We start from the raw sequence: 20243 nt of genomic DNA on the forward strand, positions 1-20243 counted from the left end.
CCATGGACAGGCAACTCGAGCAGCTGCTGCTGGATCTCAAGGCCGAGCGCGTCTCCAAGGAGTACGTCAAGGAGTTCCTGAGGCGCCGCCAGGAGGAGGCCGGCCAGGAGCAGGCGGCCCAGGAGCAGCCGGTCCGGGAGCAGGCCGGCCCGGAGCAGTCCGGCCCGGAGCTGGTCCGGTTCCACCCGGTCTGGCAGCCGGCGGACGGCACCCCGGCGACCGGGCGCGAGCCCGGCCACCTCGTGCTGCTCGCCGGCCCGCGCGGCCTGGCAACGGCCCTGGAGGAGTCGGACACCACCGCCGTGGTGCGCCTCCTGGAGAGCCCCGCCACCGGCGTCGCGGAGCGTTACACCGACCTCGCGGGCCAGGCGCTCGACGCCCTCCGCCGGCTCCTCGCCCTCCCCTCGCTGCCCCGGACGCTGGTGCAGCTCGTCTGTCCGTGGAACGGCGAGGACGCCCTCGGCGCCGGCCTGCTGGGCCTGCTGAAGAGCGCGGCCCTGGAGAACCCCCGGCTCGTGCCCCAGCTCGTCCTGGTCGACGCCGCCGCGCCGGCCGCCGCCACCGCCGCGCAGCTCCTCGCCGTCCGGGACCGCCCGGACGAGCGCGCCGTGCGGCTGCACGGCGGCGGCCGCTCCGTCCTGGCCTGGCAGGAGCTGCCGGCCCCGGAGCGGCCCGCGCTGCCCTGGAAGGAGGGCGGCACCTACGTCATCACCGGCGGCCTCGGCGGCCTCGGGCTGATCTTCGCCCGGGACGTCCTGCGTTCCGTCCGCAGTGCCACCGTCCACCTCACCGGCCGCTCCCCGCTCGACGCGGGCCGGCGGCAGCTGCTGGAGTCGCTGCGGCGCCCGCGGGCACAGGTGCACTACACCCCGCTCGACGCCGCCGACGCCGCGGGCGTGGAGGCGTTCCTGGCCGGGGTGCGGCAGGAGCACGGCGCGATCAACGGCATCATCCACAGTGCCGGCGTCCTGCGGGACGGCTTCGTCCTCCGCAAGAGCGAGGACGACCTGCGCGCCGTTCTCGCCCCGAAGGTGGCCGGGACGGTCAACCTCGACGCGGCCAGCCAGGGCGACGCGCTGGACTTCTTCGCCCTGTTCTCCTCCGCGGCCGCCGTCACCGGCAACGTCGGCCAGGCCGACTACGCGGCCGCCAACGCCTTCCTGGACGCCTTCGCCGGGCACCGCGCCGGGCTGGTCGCCGAGGGCCTGCGCTCGGGCCGCAGCGTCTCGCTCAACTGGCCGCTGTGGGCCGAGGGCGGCATGGCGCCGGACGCGGAGACGGAGCGCGCCCTGCTGGAGCAGGTCGGCATGCATCCGCTGCGGACCGAGTCCGGCGTGCTGGTCCTGCACGAGAGCCTCTCCCTGACGCACCACCAGGTGATGGCGGTCGAGGGTGACGGGGCGCGCATCCGCGGGGCCCTGCTGGGGCAGCCGACGGCCTCGCCGGCGGCCGGCCCCGCCCCGGTCGCCGCCGAACCCGCAGGCGTGCCCACGGCCGCACCGGTGACCGTCGCGGCCGTCGACGAGGGGGCGCTGCGCGACAAGGTCGTGCAGCGGCTCCGGCAGGTGCTCGGCGGCGTGATCGGCCTCCCAGCGGCGAAGATCGACGCCGAGGCCCCGCTGGAGAGCTACGGGATCGACTCCATCGTCGTCACCCGGCTCAACCGGAAGTTCGCCGAGACCTTCGCGGGGCTCCCGAAGACGGTCCTCTACGAGTTCAACTCGCTGGACGCCCTCGCGGACTACTTCCTCCGCGAGCACCGGGGGACGTGCCTCACCTGGACCGGGCTCGCCGCACCGGCGGCCGCCGCAAAGCCGGCCGCGGCCGCAGAGCCCGCCGCCGCAAAGCCCGCCGCCGCAAAGCCCGCCGCGGCCCCGGTCGCGGCTCCGGCCGTCGCCGCAGAGCCCGTCGCTGTCGCGCAGCCCGCCCCCGCGCCCGAGGCCCCGTCCGCCGACGCCATCGCGATCGTCGGCATGAGCGGCCGCTTCCCGCAGGCGGCGAACCTGGACGAGTACTGGCAGAACCTCGCCGCCGGGCGGGACTGCGTCACGGAGATCCCCGCCGACCGCTGGGGGCTGGAGGGCTTCTACCACCCCGACCGCGACGAGGCGGTCGCGCTCGGCCGCAGCTACAGCAAGTGGGGCGGCTTCCTCGACGGCTTCGCCGACTTCGACCCGCTCTTCTTCGGCATCTCGCCGCAGGAAGCCATGAACACGGACCCGCAGGAGCGCCTGTTCCTCCAGGAGTCCTGGAACGCGCTGGAGGACGCCGGCTACACCCGCCGTCGCCTGGCCGACGCGCACCGCGGGCGGGTCGGCGTCTTCGCCGGCGTCTCCAAGACCGGGTTCGACCTCTACGGGCCCGCGCTCCGGGAGCAGAACGAGAACCTCCACCCGCTGACCTCGTTCGCCTCCGTCGCCAACCGCGTCTCCTACCTGCTCGACCTCCGGGGCCCGAGCCTGCCCGTCGACACCATGTGCTCGTCCTCGCTGAGCGCCGTCCACGAGGCGATGGAGCACCTGCGGCGCGGCGAGTGCGACCTGGCGCTCGCGGGCGGGGTCAACCTCTACCTGCACCCGTCGAACTACACCCTGATGTCCGGCAAGCGGATGCTGTCGCACGACGGGAAGTGCCGCAGCTTCGGCGCCGGCGGCAACGGCTTCGTGCCCGGCGAGGGCGCGGCCGTGGTGCTGCTCAAGCGGCTGGCGGACGCCGAGCGGGACGGTGACGTCATCCACGCCGTGCTGCGCGGCAGCAGCATCAACCACGGCGGCCGGACCAACGGCTACACCGTGCCCAACCCGGGCGCGCAGGCCGAGGTGGTGCGCGAGGCGCTGGACCGCGCCGGGGTCCCGGCCGGCGACGTCAGCTACGTGGAGGCGCACGGCACCGGGACGGAGCTCGGCGACCCGATCGAACTCGACGGGCTCACCCGGGCGTTCGCGAAGGACACCGACGCCCGGCAGTACTGCGCCGTCGGCTCGGCCAAGAGCAACATCGGCCACCTGGAGGCCGCGGCCGGCATCGCCGGGCTGCTGAAGATCGTCCTGCAGATGCGGCACGGCCGGCTCGCCCCCAGCCTGCACGCGCAGGAGCCCAACCCCAACATCGACTTCACCCGGACGCCCTTCCGGCTCCAGCAGGAGCCCGCCGACTGGCAGCGCCCCGCCGGCGGCGACGGCACGGCGGAGCGGGCCCGGATCGCCGGCGTCTCCTCCTTCGGCGCGGGCGGCTCCAACGCGCACGTCGTCGTGGAGGAGTACCGCCGCGCCGGCACCGCCGGCGCCACCGCGGACGCGAGCACCCCGCGGCTGATCGTGCTCTCGGCCAAGGACGGCGAGCGGCTGCGCGAACGGGCGCAGGCCCTGCTGGACTGGATCGCCCGCCAGGGCGAGGCCGGCCCGGACCTCGACGCCGTCGCCCACACCCTGCAGTCCGGCCGCGAGGCGATGGAGACGCGGCTCGCGCTGCCCGTCACCTCGGCCGTCGAACTCACCGCCAAGCTCACCGCGTTCGTCGCGGGCGACGACACCGTCGAGGACCTCCACCTGGGCAACGTCAAGGACCACCGGGACACCCTGGCCGTCTTCGCCACCGACACCGACATGGCGTCGACCGTCGACGCGTGGATCGAGAAGGGCAAGTTCGACAAGCTGCTCGACCTCTGGGTCAAGGGCCTGGCCGTCGACTGGAGCCGCCTCCACCGCGGGCGGCGCCCCCGGATGCTCCCGCTGCCGGGCTACCCCTTCGCCCGCGAGCGCTACTGGGTGGGCGACCTCACGACCGGCCGGGCCACTGCCGTCCCCGGCGCCGTCCGGCTCCACCCGCTCGTCCACGCCAACACCTCCAGCCTGGACGCCCAGCGCTTCGGCTCGGTGTTCTCGGGCGAGGAGTTCTTCCTGACCGACCACGTCGTCCGCGGCCGCAAGGTCCTGCCCGGCGCCGCGTACCTGGAGATGGCGCGGGCGGCCGTGGAGGCCTCGCTCGACGCCCGCCCGCAGGGCGTGACGCTGCGCAACGTGGTGTGGGCCCGCCCCGTCACGGTGGACGGGCAGCCCGTGCACGTGCGGACCACACTGGCGGTCGAGGAGGGCGGGGAGGTCGCCTTCGAGATCGCGAGCCTGCCGGACGGCGACGCCGGGGCCGAGCCCGTCGTGCACAGCCAGGGCGTGGCCGTCCCCGTCGCGGCCGCACCGGCCGCTCCGGTGGACGTGGCCGCGCTGCTGGCCGCCTGCTCCACCGCGCGGCTGGACGCCGAGGAGTGCTACCGGACGTACCGGGCCATGGGCCTCGACTACGGGCCGGCGCACCGCGGCGTCGAGAGCATCGCGATCGGCGACGGCCAGGCGCTGGCGCGCCTGGTGCTGCCCGCCGTGGCGCGGGAGGCGCTCGACGCGTTCGTGCTGCACCCGGGCCTGCTGGACTCCGCCTTCCAGGCCTCCGTCGGCCTGTTCGGCCGGGCCGACGGCACGGTGCTCCACCTCCCCTTCGCCCTGGACGAGTTGGAGGTCTTCGGGCCGCTCGCCCCGGAGCTGTGGGCGTGGGTGCGGTACAGCGCGGACGACCGGCCGGCCCTCGGGGTCCGCAAGCTGGACATCGACCTCCTCGACGACGCCGGCGCCGTCCGCTGCCGGCTGCGGGGGTTCACCTCCCGGGCCTACGACGCGGACGCGGCCCCGGACGCGGCCCGGGACGCCGCCCCCGCACCGGTGGAGCGCACCGGGCCCGAGCCGGCGCGGGACACCGAGCCGCCGCAGCCCGCCACCACGCAGGCGGAGCGGGCCGGACGTTACCTGGTCGGCCTGCTGGCCTCCCAGCTGCGCCTGCCGGCCGACCGGATCGATGTGAACGATGCCCTGGAGCACTACGGCATCGACTCCATCATGACGATGAACCTGACCAACAAGCTGGAGCAGGTCTTCGGCTCGCTGCCCAAGACCCTGTTCTTCGAGTACCAGAGCATCCGGGCGCTGACCGAGTACTTCCTCGACGCCCACGGGGAGCGGCTGGCCGCGCTCCTGGGCACGGACGACCCGGAGCCCGCCACCACCCCCGCCGCGATCCCCGCCACCGCCGGTGCGGCCGTCGCTGCGGCCGTCGCCCCGGCCCGCACCGCCGGCCGCCGCGGGCGGAGCGCACGGCGCGGCGCGGCCCGCCGTACCGAAGCGGCCTCCGGGGGCCCGGAGATCGCCGTCATCGGGCTGGCCGGGCGCTACCCGCAGGCCCGCAACGTCCGGGAGTTCTGGCGCAACCTGGCCGAGGGCCGGGACTGCATCACCGAGATCCCGGCCGACCGCTGGGACCACAGCGCCTACTTCGACCCGGACGGCAACGTGCCGGGCCGCACCTACACCAAGTGGGGCGGCTTCCTGGACCGGGCGGACCACTTCGACCCGCTGTTCTTCAACATCTCGCCGCGCGAGGCCGCGTTCATGGACCCCCAGGAGCGGCTGTTCCTGGAGTGCGTGCACGAGACGCTGGAGGACGCCGGCCACACCCGCGAGACGCTGAGCCGCTACGGCGACCGCGGGCTCGCCGGGAACGTCGGTGTCTTCGTCGGCGTGATGTACGAGGAGTACCAGCTCTACGGCGCCCAGGAGCAGGCGAAGGGACGCAACGTCACGCTGTCCGGCAGCGCCTCGTCCATCGCCAACCGGATCTCCTACGTCTTCGACCTGCACGGCCCGAGCCTGGCCGTCGACACCATGTGCTCGTCCTCGCTGACCGCCCTGCACCTGGCCTGCCAGAGCCTGCGGACCGGCGGCTGCGAGCTCGCCGTCGCCGGCGGCGTCAACCTGTCGCTCCACCCGAACAAGTACCTGATGCTCGGGAACGGCAAGTACGCGTCCAGCAAGGGGCTCTGCGAGAGCTTCGGCGAGGGCGGCGACGGCTACGTGCCCGGTGAGGGCGTCGGCGCGGTGCTGCTGAAGCCGCTGGACCGGGCGATCGCGGACGGCGACACCATCCACGGCGTCATCCGGGGGACGGCCCTCAACCACGGCGGCCGCACCAACGGGTACTCCGTCCCCAACCCCCGTGCGCAGCACAACGTGATCGGCCACGCGCTGCGCGAGGCGGGCGTCGACGCGCGCTCGGTGAGCTACGTCGAGGCGCACGGCACCGGGACGTCGCTCGGCGACCCGATCGAGGTGGCGGGCCTGACGAAGGCGTTCCGGGAGTACTCGGACGACCGGCAGTTCTGCGCGATCGGCTCGGTGAAGAGCAACATCGGGCACGCCGAGAGCGCGGCCGGCATCTCGGCGCTGACCAAGGTGCTGCTGCAGCTGAAGCACGGCAAGCTGGCGCCCTCGCTCCACTCCGAGGTGCTCAACCCGCACATCGACTTCGCGAACAGCCCGTTCTACGTGCAGCGCGAGCTGTCGCCGTGGCAGCGCCCGGTCGCCGCCGACGGCACCGAGACGCCGCGGATCGCCGGCATCTCGTCCTTCGGCGCGGGCGGCTCCAACGCGCACGTCATCGTCGAGGAGTACGTCCCGGCGCGGGCCGCCGAGGCCGCCGCGCCCGCCGCCGGCCGGCCCGCCGCCGTGGTGCTCTCCGCGCGGACGGAGGACGGTCTGCGGGCCCAGGCGGAGCAGCTGCTGCGCTGGACGACCGAGGAGGAGGGCGCCGGCGTCGCGCTCGCCGACCTCGCCCACACCCTCCAGGCCGGCCGGGAGGCGTACGAGGAGCGGCTCGGCCTCGTCGCGGGTACGACCGGCGAACTCGCCGCCAAGCTGCGGGCGTTCCTCGCCGGCGAGGCGGGCGTCGCCGGGCTCCACCGGGGGCGGGTCGAGCGCCGGCAGGGCGCACTCGCCGTCTTCGCCGCCGACGAGGACCTGGCCCGGGCGCTGGACGCCTCGATCGCCGAGCGCGAGTACGGCAGGCTGCTGGAGCTCTGGGTCACCGGCCTGGTGGTCGACTGGGCGAAGCTGCAGGACGGCACCGCCCGCCGGGTGCCGATGCCGACCTACCCCTTCCAGGGCGAGCGCTACTGGCTCTCCCCGGGGCCCGGCGCCGACCGGCAGCCGGCCACCGGCGCCGGGCGGCTCCACCCCCTGCTCCACGCCAACACCTCCAGCCTGAACGAGCAGCGCTTCACCTCGGTCTTCACGGGTGAGGAGTTCTTCCTGAAGGACCACCAGGTCCAGGGCGAGCGCGTGCTCTCCGGCGCGGCCTGCCTGGAGCTGGCGCGGGCCGCGGTGGCGGCCTCGCTGGACGAGCCGCACGGCTCCCTGCGGATCCGCAACGTCGTCTGGTCGCGGCCCGTCACGGTGGAGGGACGGGCCCGGACCGTCCAGGTCCGCCTGCTGCCGAAGGGCCGGGACGAGGTCGGCTTCGAGATCTACAGCACCGGCGACGAGGACGCTCCGGCGGCGCAGCCGGTGATCCACAGCGAGGGCCTCGTCCGGGTGGCCCCGGAGGCCGGCCCGGCCGCCGCCACCGTCCTCGACCTGCCGCAGCTGCAGGCCGCCTGCCGGGGCGCCGAGTTGGACGCGGACGAGGCCTACGAGGCGTTCCGCGCCCGGGGCATCGCCTACGGCCCCGGCCACCGCGGGCTGGACCGCCTCTGGACCGGCGACGGCCAGGTGCTCGCCCGGCTCGTCCTGCCCGCCGCGGTGCGGGGGACGCTGGACAGCTACGGCCTGCACCCGGCCCTGCTGGACTCCGCCCTCCAGGCCTGTGCGGGCCTGCTGCCCCCGGCCGGCGAGGGCGGGCCGCTCCTGCTGCCCTTCGCGGTGGACGAGGTGGAGGCCGGCGGCCCGTGCACCCCCACGATGTGGGCCTGGGTGCGCGAGGGCGGCGGCCGGGCGGGCGACGCCGTCCGCCGGCTCGACATCGACCTCTGCGACGACGAGGGGCGGGTGTGCGTCCGGCTCAAGGGCGTCTCCCTGCGCGCCTACACGGCGCAGGCCACCGGTGAGCCGCCCGCCGGCGGGCAGCCGGCCGTCGGCGAGCTGCTGGCCGCGCCGTGCTGGGTCCCCGCGGAGCGCGCGGAGCGTACCGGGCCGACCGAGGCCGGCCTGGTGCTGGTCGCCGGGCTGCCCGAGGTCGCGGCGGCGCTGGAGTCGCAGGGCACGGCCCGCGTCGTGCGCCTGGACTCCGCGGCGCCGGGCGTCGACGCCCGCTACACCGAGGACGCGCTGACCGTCCTCGCCGCCGTCAAGGAGGTGCTGGGCGAGCGCGGGCAGCGGAGCGTCCCCGTCCAGCTGGTCGCCTCGGCGGCCCACGAGCCGTCCCTGTGGGCGGGGCTGGCCGCCGTGCTCAGGTCGGCCCGGCTGGAGAACCCGAAGGTGCTCGGCCAGCTCGTCCTGGTCGACCCGCAGGACGGCCCGGAGCAGGCGGCGGCCCACGTCGCCGCCGACCGCGCCGCGCTGTCCGACACCGCCGTCCGCCACCACGGCGGCACGCGCGAGGTGCTGCGGTGGCGCGAGGAGGAGGACGGCCCCGCGGCCGAGCCGGCCTGGAAGGACGGCGGCGTCTACCTGGTCACGGGTGGCGCCGGCGGGCTGGGCGCCGTCTTCGCCCGGGACATCGCCGCCCGGGTGCGCGAGCCCCGGATCGTCCTCGCCGGCCGGGCGCCGCGCGACGGGCAGAAGGACGCGCTCCTCGCGGAGCTGACGCGGCTCGGCGCCCACGCGGCCTACGAGCGGGCCGACGTCGCCGTGCGGGACGACGCCGAGGCGCTCGTCCGCAGGGTCCGTGAGGCGCACGGCCGGATCGACGGCATCCTGCACAGCGCGGGGTTCATCAAGGACGCGTTCATCCTGCGCAAGGACGCGGACGACTTCGCCCGCGTCCTGGCACCGAAGGTCGCCGGGCTGGTCAACCTGGACGAGGCCACCCGCGAGGACGGACTCGACTTCCTGGTCGCGTTCTCCTCCGTCGCCGGGGCCCTCGGCAACGTCGGCCAGTGCGACTACGCGGCCGCCAACGCCTTCATGGACGCCTACGCGCACCACCGCAACGCCCTCGTGGCGGCGGGGGAGCGGCAGGGGCGGACGGTGTCGCTCGGCTGGCCCCTGTGGGCCGACGGCGGCATGCACGTCGACGCGGGCACCGAGCAGTCGCTGCGCGAGCGGTTCGGCCTCGTCCCGCTGCGCACGGAGACCGGCGTCCGTGCCCTCCACCGGGCGCTGGCCTCGCCGCACAGCCAGGTGCTGGTGCTGGAGGGCGACCGGCCCCGGCTGCGGGAGACCCTGCTCGCCGGCCTCCTCGCCGACCGGGCCGCCGCCGCCCCGGCCCCGGCCCCGGTCGTGGCCCCGGCCCCGGTCGCGAGCCGTCCGGCGGCACCGGAGAAGGCCGCGGGCGGGACCGGCCCGGACGAGGACACCGCCCGGAAGGCCACGGCGTACTTCAGGAAGCTCCTGGCCTCGGTCATCGACCTGCCCGCCGCCAAGATCGACGCGGAGGCGCCGCTGGAGGACTACGGCGTCGACTCCGTGATGACGATGGACATGACGCGGACCCTGGAGACGGTCTTCGGCTCGCTGCCGAAGACGCTGTTCTTCGAGCACCGGACCATCGCGGCGCTCACACGGCACTTCCTGGAGACCGAGCCGGACCGGATGCGCGAGCTGCTGCCCACCACGGGCACCCGCCCGCAGCCCTCCCCGGCCGCCCCGGAGCGGACGGCGTCCGCGCCCGGGCGCACCTGGCGCACCCTGGCCCCGGCCCGGGCCGGGGCCGCCCCGGCCGGGGACGCCGCCGCCGGCAGCGGCGACGTCGCGATCATCGGCCTGGCCGGGCGCTACCCGCAGGCCGCCGACGTCCGGGAGTTCTGGCAGAACCTCGCCGCCGGCAGGGACTGCGTCACCGAGGTGCCGGCCGACCGCTGGGACGTCGGCGCCGTGTTCGACCCCGCCCCGGGCACCCCCGGCAGGACGTACAGCAAGTGGGGCGGGTTCCTCGACGGCGCCTACGACTTCGACCCGATGTTCTTCAACGTCTCCCCCCGCGAGGCGGAGATCATGGACCCGCAGGAGCGGCTCTTCCTCCAGTGCGTCCACGACACCCTGGAGGACGCCGGCTACACCCGGGCGTCGGCGAAGGGCCGGACGGGCAATGTGCTCGACGGCCGGGTGGGCGTCTTCGTCGGCGTCATGTACGAGGAGTACCAGCTCCTCGGCGCCCAGGCGCAGCTCGGCGGCACGCCGCTGGCGGTGGCCGGCAACCCCGCGTCCATCGCGAACCGGGTGTCGTACTACTTCGACCTCCGGGGCCCGAGCATGAGCGTCGACTCGATGTGCTCGTCGTCGCTGTCGGCCGTCCACCTGGCCTGCCAGAGCCTGAAGTGGGGCGACTGCGAGGTGGCGGTCGCCGGCGGGGTGAACCTCTCGCTGCACCCGAACAAGTACCTGCTGCTCAGCCAGGGCAGGTTCGCGTCGACCAACGGCCGCTGCGAGAGCTTCGGAGCGGGCGGCGACGGATACGTGCCGGGCGAGGGTGTGGGCGCCGTCCTGCTCAAGCCGCTGGCGAAGGCCGTCGCGGACGGCGACCGGATCTACGGCGTCATCAAGGGCACGGCCGTCAACCACGGCGGCAAGACCAACGGCTACTCGGTACCGAACCCGCAGGCCCAGTCCGACGTCGTCGGCCGGGCCCTGGCGACGGCGGGCGTGGACGCGCGCGCCGTCGGCTACATCGAGGCGCACGGCACGGGGACGGCCCTGGGCGACCCGATCGAGATCGCCGGGCTGGCGAAGGCGTTCGGCGAGCACACCGACGACCGGCAGTTCTGCGCGATCGGCTCGGTGAAGAGCAACATCGGGCACGCGGAGAGCGCGGCCGGCATCGCCGGGATCACCAAGGTCCTGCTCCAGCTCCAGCACGGCAAGCTCGCCCCCTCGCTGCACGCGACGACGCTCAACCCGCACATCGACTTCGCGCAGACGCCGTTCGTCGTGCAGCGGGAGCTGGCCGACTGGCCGAGCCCCGGGCCGGCCGACGGCACGGGCACCGCGGCCCCGCGGGTCGCCGGCGTCTCGTCCTTCGGAGCCGGGGGCTCCAACGCCCACATCGTCATCGCCGAGTACCTGCCCGAGACGGCGGAGCCGGCCCCGGCCGGCGACGAGCAGCCCGCCATCGTCCCGCTCTCGGCGCGGACGCCGGAGCAGCTGCGGGCGCAGGCCCGCAACCTGCTGGACTGGCTGGAGCGCCCGGAGCACACGGGGCTCGCCCTCGCGGACGTCGCCCACACCCTGCAGGTCGGCCGCGAGGCGATGGAGGAGCGCCTCGGCGTCCTCGCCACGTCGGTGCCCGACCTGGTGGCGAAGCTGCGGGACTTCCTCGACGGCGGCGCCGGCGGCGAGGAGGTCGTCCGGAGCACCGCCACCCGCGACGGCGGCGTGCTCTCGCTGTTCGTCCCCGACACCGACCTCGACGCGATGATCGCGGCCTGGGCCGCCAAGGGGAAGTACGAGAAACTGCTCGAACTGTGGGCCAACGGCGTGCCGCTGGACTGGCGGCTGCTGCACGGCGCCGGCGCCCCCCGGCGGATCGCGCTGCCGACCTACCCGTTCGCCCGCGAGCGCTGCTTCCCGTTCGACGGCGCGCCCGTCGTGGCGCGGGCCCCGCAGGCCCCGGACCGGCTGCACCCGCTGGTGCAGGCCAACACCTCGGACTTCGCGGAGCAGCGGTTCAGTTCGGTCTTCAGTGGCCAGGAGTTCTTCCTGCGCGACCACGTCGTGCAGGGCTCACGGACGATGCCCGGCACGGCGTTCCTGGAGATGGCGGTCGCCGCCGCCTGCCTCACCTGCCGTACGGCCGTCGGGCCGTCCGCGCCGGTGGCGCTGCGCAACATCGTGCTGGCGCAGCCGCTGCGGGTCGGCGACCGGCCGCAGGAGCTGCACGTCGGCCTCCACCCCGAGGCCGACGGCGACATCCGGTTCCGGGCCTACAGCTCCCCGGAGGGGGCGGAGCCCGTCGTGCACAGCGAGGGGGCCCTCTACTTCGTGGAGGGCGTCGAGGAGACCGTGCTCGACCTGGAGGCCCTGCGGGAGGCCTGCGACCTCCCCGGGCTCTCCGCCGACGAGTGCTACGAGCTCTACCGGGCGGCCGGCATCGCCTACGGGCCCGCGCACCGGGGCGTCCGGCACATCCGGACCGGGCCGGAGCAGGCGCTGGCCGAGCTCGCGCTGCCGGACGTCCTCCGGGGCACCGAGGGCGACTTCACCCTGCACCCGAGCCTGCTCGACGCGGCGCTCCAGGCCTGTGTCGGCGTCCTCGGCCGGCCGGGCGCCGAGGGGGCGGCGGCGGACGGCTCCGGCCTCGCCGTGCCGTTCGCCGTGGACGACGTCCTCGTCCTCGACGCCTGCACGGACGCGATGTGGGCGTGGGTGCGTCCGAGCGCGGACCAGGGCGGCGACGCGGCCACCCGCAAGCTCGACGTGGACTTGGCCGACCAGCACGGATGCGTCCGTGTACGCATCGGCGGGCTGTCGTTCCGCACGCTGGATCTGACGAAAAATCATGATCCGATTTCCATCCCGGAGTCGACTGGTGATCATGTAACGTCTCCTCAAGTGACGTTGCCTCATATTCCGGTCGATCCCGCGGGGATCCCCGGCGCAGCGGCACTCTCCTACCCGTCGTGGCAGGCGAGGCCCGCGCAGGACGGGCCCTCCACCGTGGACGGCGCGCGGCGGACGGTGCTCCTGGCCGGACTGCCCGAGGCGGCGGAGCTGCTCCGCGGCAGCGACGACAGCGAGGTCGTCGTCCTGACCCCCGAGGGCGGGACCCTCGACGGCCGGTACGCCGGCTACGCGGTGCAGCTGCTGGAGCGGCTGAAGTCCGAGGTGCGCGGTACGGCCGGCAAGGCCCACCTCCAGCTGGCGTTCGCCGGCGGCCCGGACGCACTCCCGTTCTCCGGCCTCGCCGCGATGTTCCGTACGGCCGGGCTGGAGAACCCGAACGTCACCGGCCAGCTGCTTCTCCTCGACCCGGCCGACACCCCGGCGACGGCCGTCGGACGGATCCTGGAGAACCGCGCCCACCCGGAGGACACCCTCGTGCGCTACCGCGACGGCCGGCGCGAGGTGCAGGTCTGGGCCGAGGACGCCACGGCGTCCGCCACTCCGCTCCCCTGGAAGGAGGACGGGGTGTACCTGGTCACCGGCGGCATGGGGGCGCTCGGCCTCGTGTTCGCCCGGGAGATCGCCGCGCAGACCGGGAACGCCACCCTGGTCCTGACCGGGCGCTCCCCGTCCGACCGGGAAAAGCGCCGCACGCTCGACGAGCTGGTGGCCCTCGGCGCCCGCGCCGCGTACTACGAGCAGGCCGACACGGCGAGCCGCGCCGACGCCGACGCGCTGGTCGCGCGGACGCTGGAGCGGTGCGGCCGGATCGACGGCGTGATCCACGGCGCCGGCGTGACGCACGACGGCTTCATCCTGCGCAAGCAGGCGGGGGAGTTGCGCGACGTCCTGGCACCCAAGGTGTCGGGCGTGGTGAACCTCGACGCCGCGACCCGCGCCCTCCCGCTCGACTTCTTCGTGACCTTCTCGTCCGTCTCCGGTGCCACCGGGAACGTCGGCCAGGTCGACTACGCGGCGGCCAACGCCTTCCTCGACGCCTACGCCTGGTACCGGCAGGAGCTCGTCGCCCGCGGCGAGCGCGCCGGGCACAGCCAGTCCGTCAACTGGCCGCTCTGGGCCGACGGCGGCATGCACGTCACGCCGGAGACGGAGGCCCTGCTGCGCTCGCGCCACGGCGTCGTCCCGCTGGGGACGGCCGAAGGGGTCACGGCGTTCCACCGCATCCTCAACTCCCCGCACAGCCAGGTGATGGTCACCGCGGCCGACCCGTCCGGACCACCTGGAACACCTGCCTCGCCTGCCTCGCACCAGACCCTCCCTGTCACCTCTGCCGTCGGGACGAATCCGTGACGCACAACGACAACGACGAGCTCGAAGCGAAGGCGACCGCGTACCTCAAGGGCCTGCTCTCCCAGGCCACCAAGGTGCCGGTCGGCCGGGTCGACGCCCACCGGGCGTTCGAGAGCTTCGGCATCGACTCGGTCATGGCGATGACCATGACGGCAGAGCTCGAAGCCGTCCTCGGGTCGCTGCCGAAGACCCTCTTCTTCGAGTTCCGCGACCTCCACGGGCTGGCTCGGCACCTCCTCGCCACCCACCGGCCGGCGCTGCTGCGCCTCCTCGGCGGTGCCGAGGAGGAGACGCCCGCCGCGACCGGCCGGCCGCGCAAGGCCGTGCCGGGCGGTGCCGCGCAGGCCAAGGCGGTGCCGGGCGGTGCCGTGCCGCGCAAGCCCCTGGCGTCGAGCCGGTGGGCGACGCGGTTCGAGGCACCCGCGCCGGCCGGCCGACCCGAGCCGGCCCGGACGTCCGAGCCGGCGCCTCCGGCCCGGCCGGACGCGTCGCGGGGGCTCGACATCGCGATCATCGGCCTCTCCGGGCGCTACCCGCAGGCCCGCACGCTGGACGAGTTCTGGGCCAACCTGGCCGCCGGCCGCGACAGCGTCACCGAGATCCCGGCGGACCGCTGGGACCACCGCGCCTACTTCGACCCGGACAAGGACGCGCCCGGCAAGACGTACAGCAAGTGGGGCGGGTTCGTCGACGGCGTCGCCGAGTTCGACCCGCTGTTCTTCCACATCTCGCCCTCCGAGGCCGAGTTGATGGACCCTCAGGAACGGCTCTTCCTGCAGTGCGCCTACGAGACCGTCGAGGACGCCGGCTATACCCCGGCCGGCCTGAACGCGCCCTCGGAGAACGGCACGGTGCCCAACATCGGCGTCTACGTCGGCGTGATGTACGAGGAGTACCAGCTCTACGGCGCCCAGGAGCAGGCCCTCGGGCGCCCGGTGGCGCTCTCCGGCAACCCCTCGGCCGTCGCCAACCGGGTCTCCTACTACTTCGACTTCCGCGGCCCGAGCATGAGCGTCGACACGATGTGCTCCTCCTCGCTCAGCGCCATCCAGCTCGCCTGCCAGAGCATCCGGTCCGGTGTGTGCGAGGTGGCGCTCGCCGGCGGCGTCAACCTGTCGGTGCACCCCAACAAGTACCTGATGCTCGGCCAGGGCAAGTTCGTGTCCAGCAAGGGCCGGTGCGAGAGCTTCGGCAAGGGCGGCGACGGCTACGTGCCGGGCGAGGGCGTGGGCGCCGTCCTGCTCAAGCCGCTGGCCAGGGCCGTCGCGGACGGCGACCGCATCCACGGCGTCATCCGCGGCATCGCCGTCAACCACGGCGGGCGGACCAACGGCTACGCCGTCCCCAGCCCGCTGGCGCAGGCCCGCTCGATCACCGACGCCTGGCAGCAGGCCGGGGTCGACCCGCGCGCGGTCAGCTACATCGAGGCGCACGGCACCGGCACCGCGCTCGGGGACCCGATCGAGATCTCCGGGCTCACCAAGGCGTTCCGGCAGCACACCCAGGACGACCGGTTCTGCGCGATCGGCTCGGTCAAGAGCAACATCGGGCACTGCGAGAGCGCGGCGGGCATCTCCGGCCTGACCAAGGTCCTGCTGCAGATGCGGCACGGCAAGCTCGCCCCCTCGCTGCACTCCGCCGAGCTCAACCCGCACATCGACTTCGACGGCACGCCCTTCACCGTCCAGCAGACCCTGGCCGACTGGCAGCGGCCCGTCATGACGGTCGACGGCGCCGAGCGGGAGCTGCCCCGGATCGCCGGCATCTCCTCCTTCGGTGCCGGCGGGTCCAACGCCCACCTGGTCGTCGAGGAGTACCGGGCGGAGCCCGCGGCCGCGGCAGAGGCCGGTTCCGGAGCGCCCGTCCTGGTCGTGCTCTCCGCCCGCAGCGCCGACCGCCTGGCCGAGAAGGCGCGCCGACTCGCCGACTGGATCGAGGCGAAGGGCCTCTCCGACGCCGACCTGCCCTCGCTCGCCCGGACGCTGCAGGTGGGGCGCGAGGCCATGCGGGAGCGGCTCGGCGTCGTGGTGGACTCCCTGCCGGGCCTGGTCGCGCGGCTCACGGCCTTCGCCGCCGGCGAGGAGGCCGAGGGCCTGGTCCGCGGCCGGTCGAGCGGGGACTCCGAGGCCCTGGCGCGGCTCGCCGCGGACGAGCGGCTGGACGACGCGCTCACCGGCCGGGACCTCGCCAGGCTGCTGGACCTGTGGGTCAGGGGCGTCACCGTCGACTGGACCGGGCTGGACGACGGCGAGGCGCCGGCGCGCATCGCCCTGCCCGCCTACCCGTTCAGCCGGGACCGCTACTGGATCGACACCTCGCGCACCGCCGCGGCGGTGGCCGGCACCCCGGTGGAACAGGCTCCGTCCGCGCTGGTGTTCACGGAGTCCTGGGAGCCCGAGGCACTGCCCGCAGGCCCGGCCGCGGCGCCGCGCACCCTGGTCTGCCTCTGCGCGGACCGCGCCGCTCAGGAGGAGCTCGCGCGCGCCGCCCGCAGCCTGGACCCCGCCACCACGCTGGTGTTCGTGACCAGGGGCGAGGCCTTCCGGAAGACCTCCGACCGCTCCTACGAGGTCGACGTCCGGGAGGCGGGCGACTGCGTCCGCGCCTTCGAGGAGATCGGGGCGCAGTACGGCCCGGTCGACGCCCTGCTCAACCTGTGGGCGCCGGCGGACGGCGCCGGTCCGGCCGCCTACCCCGCCACCGTCCACCTCCTCCGGGCCGTGGCCGCGGCCGGGCTGACGGTCCGGCGGATCCTTCAGGCCGGGGAGTTCCGTGACGGGACGGAGGAGGCGTACCTGGAGTCCTGGCTCGGCTTCGAGCGCTCCCTCGGCCGGGTGCTTCCGGGCGTCGGGTTCACCGCCGTCCTGGAGGACGTCGAGAACGCCCAGGACGTCGAGAACGCCCAGGACGCCGGGGGTGGACGGGGTGCCCGGGACGGCGACGGCCGGACGGCGCCCGGGGACTGGTTCGCCCGTCTCCTGGACGAACTGACCGCCGCCGAGCCGGCGAGCGCCCTGTACCGCGGCGGCGTCCGCCACGTCAGCAAGGTCCGGCCGAGCACCCCCGGCGCCGGGAAGGACCTCCTCAAGCAGCGCGGCACCTACCTCGTCACCGGAGGCCTGGGCGGCCTGGGCCTGCTCTTCGCCGAGCACCTCGCCCGGACCCGCTCCGCCCGCCTGGTGCTGACCGGCCGCTCGCCCCTCGACGCCCGCCGGGAGCAGCTGATCGCCCGGATCGAGGCGCTCGGCGGCGAAGTCCTGTACGGCCGGGCCGACGTCGCCGACCGGGAGGCCGTGCGCGCCGTCGTGACCGCGGCCCACGAGCGCTTCGGGGCGATCGACGGCGTCATCCACGCCGCCGGCGTCGCCGGGCAGGGCAGCCTGCTCACCAGCGACGCCCGGGAGTTCCGGGACCGGCTCGCCTCCAAGGTGGACGGCACCCTCGTCCTGGACGAGGTCCTCGCCGGTGAACCCCTCGACTTCGTCTGCTACTTCTCGTCCACTGCGGCCGTCCTCGGTGACTTCGGCAGCTGCGACTACGCCGTCGGCAACCGCTTCCAGACGGCCTACGCCCGGCACCGCGACCAGCTGGTGCGGCAGGGGTCGCTCTCCGGCGCGACCGTCGCCGTCAACTGGCCGCTGTGGCGCGACGGCGGCATGGGGTTCGCCGACGCGCAGGGCGCCGAGCTGTACCTCGCCTCCAGCGGGCTGCGCCTGCTCGACCGGGAGGAGGGCATCGCGCTCTTCGAACGGCTGCTGGGGCAGGGCTCGACCCAACAGCTCGTCCTGGCCGGGGAACCGGACCGCGTCCGGCGGCTGCTCGGCGTGGACCGGACGCCCGCCGGCCGCGAACGGCCCGCCACACCCGCTGTACCCGCCCCACCCGCTGTACCCGCCCCACCCGCTGTACCCGCGGCACCGGCCGCACCTGCCACCACCACCGCGCACACCGCGCTTGTCCCGGGATCGGAGCACGTGGACCTCGACGCCCTTGTCCTGTCGGACCTGGAAACGATGATCGGTGAGACGCTCCGGGTACCCCGCGAGCAGATCCATGCCGACGAGAACCTCTCGCACCTCGGATTCGACTCCGTCAACCTGGCGAAGCTCGCCGGGGCCATGAGCCGGCACTTCGGCTTCGAGGTGCTGCCCTCGGTCTTCTTCTCCCACCCCACCCCGCAGCGGCTGGTGGCGCACCTGGTGGCGGAGCAGCAGGAGGCCCTGCGGGCCCGCTACACGGCGCGGCCCGAGCGCCCGGCCGCCGCGGCCCCCGAGGTCACGGCGGCCCCCGAGGCCGAGCGCGCGGACCGGCCCGCGCCGGCCCGGCGGCGCAGCGAGCAGGACGGCCCGGAGGCGATCGCCGTCATCGGCATGAGCGGCCGCTTCCCCGCCGCCCGGTCGGTGGACGAGCTCTGGAGCATCCTGGAGCAGGGCCGGGACGTGCTGTCGCCCGTCCCCGAGGACCGCCGCGCCGACTGGAGCGACCCGCAGGCCCAGGACCCGGAGCGGACCAGGGTCGGATTCGTCCCCGGCATCGCCGAGTTCGACCCCGCGTTCTTCGAGATCTCGCCGCGCGAGGCGCAGAGCATGGACCCGCGCCAGCGGCTGCTGCTCCAGGAGGCCTGGCGGGCCCTGGAGGACGCCGGCTACGGCGAGCGCCGGCTCCGTGACGAACAGATCGGCATGTTCGTCGGCGCCGAGCAGGGCGACTACCTGCACCTGACCCAGGGCGAGGGCAGCATCACGGCCCAGCACGAGGCGATCATGGCCTCGCGCCTGGCCTACCTGCTCGACTTCTCCGGGCCCGTGCTCGCCATCAACACCGCCTGCTCCTCGGGCCTGGCCGCCGCCCACCAGGCGTGCGCGAGCCTGCGCAGCGGCGAGTGCGACGCCGCGGTGGTGGCCGGGGTCAACCTGGCGACCACCTCCAGGGTGTTCGCCGAGACGAGCAAGGCCGGCATGCTCTCCGAGAGCGGCGTCTGCCACGCGTTCGACACGCGGGCCGACGGCATGGTGCTCGGCGAGGCCGTCGCGGTCGTCGTCCTGAAGCGCCTGTCGCAGGCCGAGGCCGACGGCGACAACGTCCTAGCCGTCATCCGCGGCAGCGGCATGAACTACGACGGCCGCACCAACGGCATCACCGCGCCGAACGGCGCCGCCCAGGCCAACCTCTACCGCAGCGTCTACCGCCGGCACGGGATCGACGCCGGGCGCATCGAGCACATCGTCGCCCACGGCACCGGCACCAGGCTCGGCGACCCGGTGGAGGTCAACGCGCTCAACGAGGTCTTCAAGGAGCGCACCGGCCGGGCCGGGTACTGCGCGCTGACCTCGACCAAGACCAACGTCGGCCACACCCTGGCCGCCTCCGGCGTGGTCAGCCTGATCGCCCTCGTCCAGTCGCTGCGCCACGGCGTCATCCCCGCCAGCCTGCACTGCGAGCAGGACAGCGACTACATCGCCTGGAAGGAAAGCCCCTTCTACGTCAACAAGGCGGCCAAGGCCTGGCCGGCCGGCGCGGAGGGCACCCGGCTCGGCGCGGTGAGCTCGTTCGGCATGAGCGGGACCAACGTCCACATGGTCGTGGAGAGTCACCGGGCCGCCGTGCGCCCCGCGCCGACCGCGGAGGCCCCGGCCCGGCTGCTCGTCCTGTCCGCCAAGACCCCCGAGTCGCTGGACGAGCGGATCCGGGAGCTGCGGGAGGCCCTGCGGGCGGGTGACTTCGACGCCACCCGCCTCGGCGACGCCGCGTACACCCTGCTGGAGGGCAGGCAGCACTTCGCCCACCGCTGCGCGCTCGTCGCCGGCGACGCCGGCGAGGCCCTCGCCGCGCTGGACGCGGCGGCGCGCGGCGAGGAGCTGCCGGCGGTCCGCCGCGGCGAGGTGCCGCGCGACCGCAAGGACCGCTCGCTGCTCGACATCCAGGCACAGGCACTGCTCACCGAGCTCGCGGCGGCCGGCGTTCCGGCGGCCAGGCACCGCGACGTGCTCGCCGCCCTCGGCGCCCTCTACTGCCAGGGCGCCACGCCGGACTGGCAGAAGCTCTTCGCGGGCGAGCGGCCGCACCTGACGGCGCTGCCCGGCTACCCGTTCTCGCGCAAGCGGTACTGGGCCACGCAGCAGCGTCCCGTGGCGGCGGAGCCGGTGGCCCCGGTGGCTGCGGTGGCGTTGACTCCCGTGGCGCCGGCTCCCGTTGCTCCCGCTGCACCTGTTGCTCCCGCCGCACCCGCTGTACCCGCGGCGCCTGTGAAGGCGGGCATCGCCGGACGGGCGAAGATCGTGCTGCAGAGCCCGGGCGCGAAGGCGGCCGCGCCCACCTCGCCCGTCGCCAAGCCGCGCAACGTCCGGCTGGGCGAGCTGG

2 protein-coding genes (1 of these 2 running past the window's edge) are annotated in these 20243 nt (G+C 74.8%); both read left to right on the plus strand.

The window, feature by feature from the left end; all coding sequences use genetic code 11:
- Positions 1-2 precede the first annotated feature (2 nt).
- The gene (locus tag ACZ5WK_RS22155; protein WP_465549220.1) at positions 3-13883 is read left to right on the plus strand and encodes an SDR family NAD(P)-dependent oxidoreductase; all 13881 of its coding nucleotides are present in this window, start codon (positions 3-5) and stop codon (positions 13881-13883) included.
- Positions 13880-20243: the 5' portion of an SDR family NAD(P)-dependent oxidoreductase gene (locus ACZ5WK_RS22160; RefSeq protein WP_465549222.1), read on the plus strand. The gene runs 2288 nt beyond the window's last position; the window shows 6364 of its 8652 coding nt (coding positions 1-6364); its start codon is at positions 13880-13882; its stop codon lies beyond the right edge, outside the window. Before ACZ5WK_RS22155 ends, ACZ5WK_RS22160 begins: the two co-directional genes overlap by 4 nt.

It is taken from the genome of Kitasatospora sp. NPDC032757 (genome assembly GCF_055579305.1).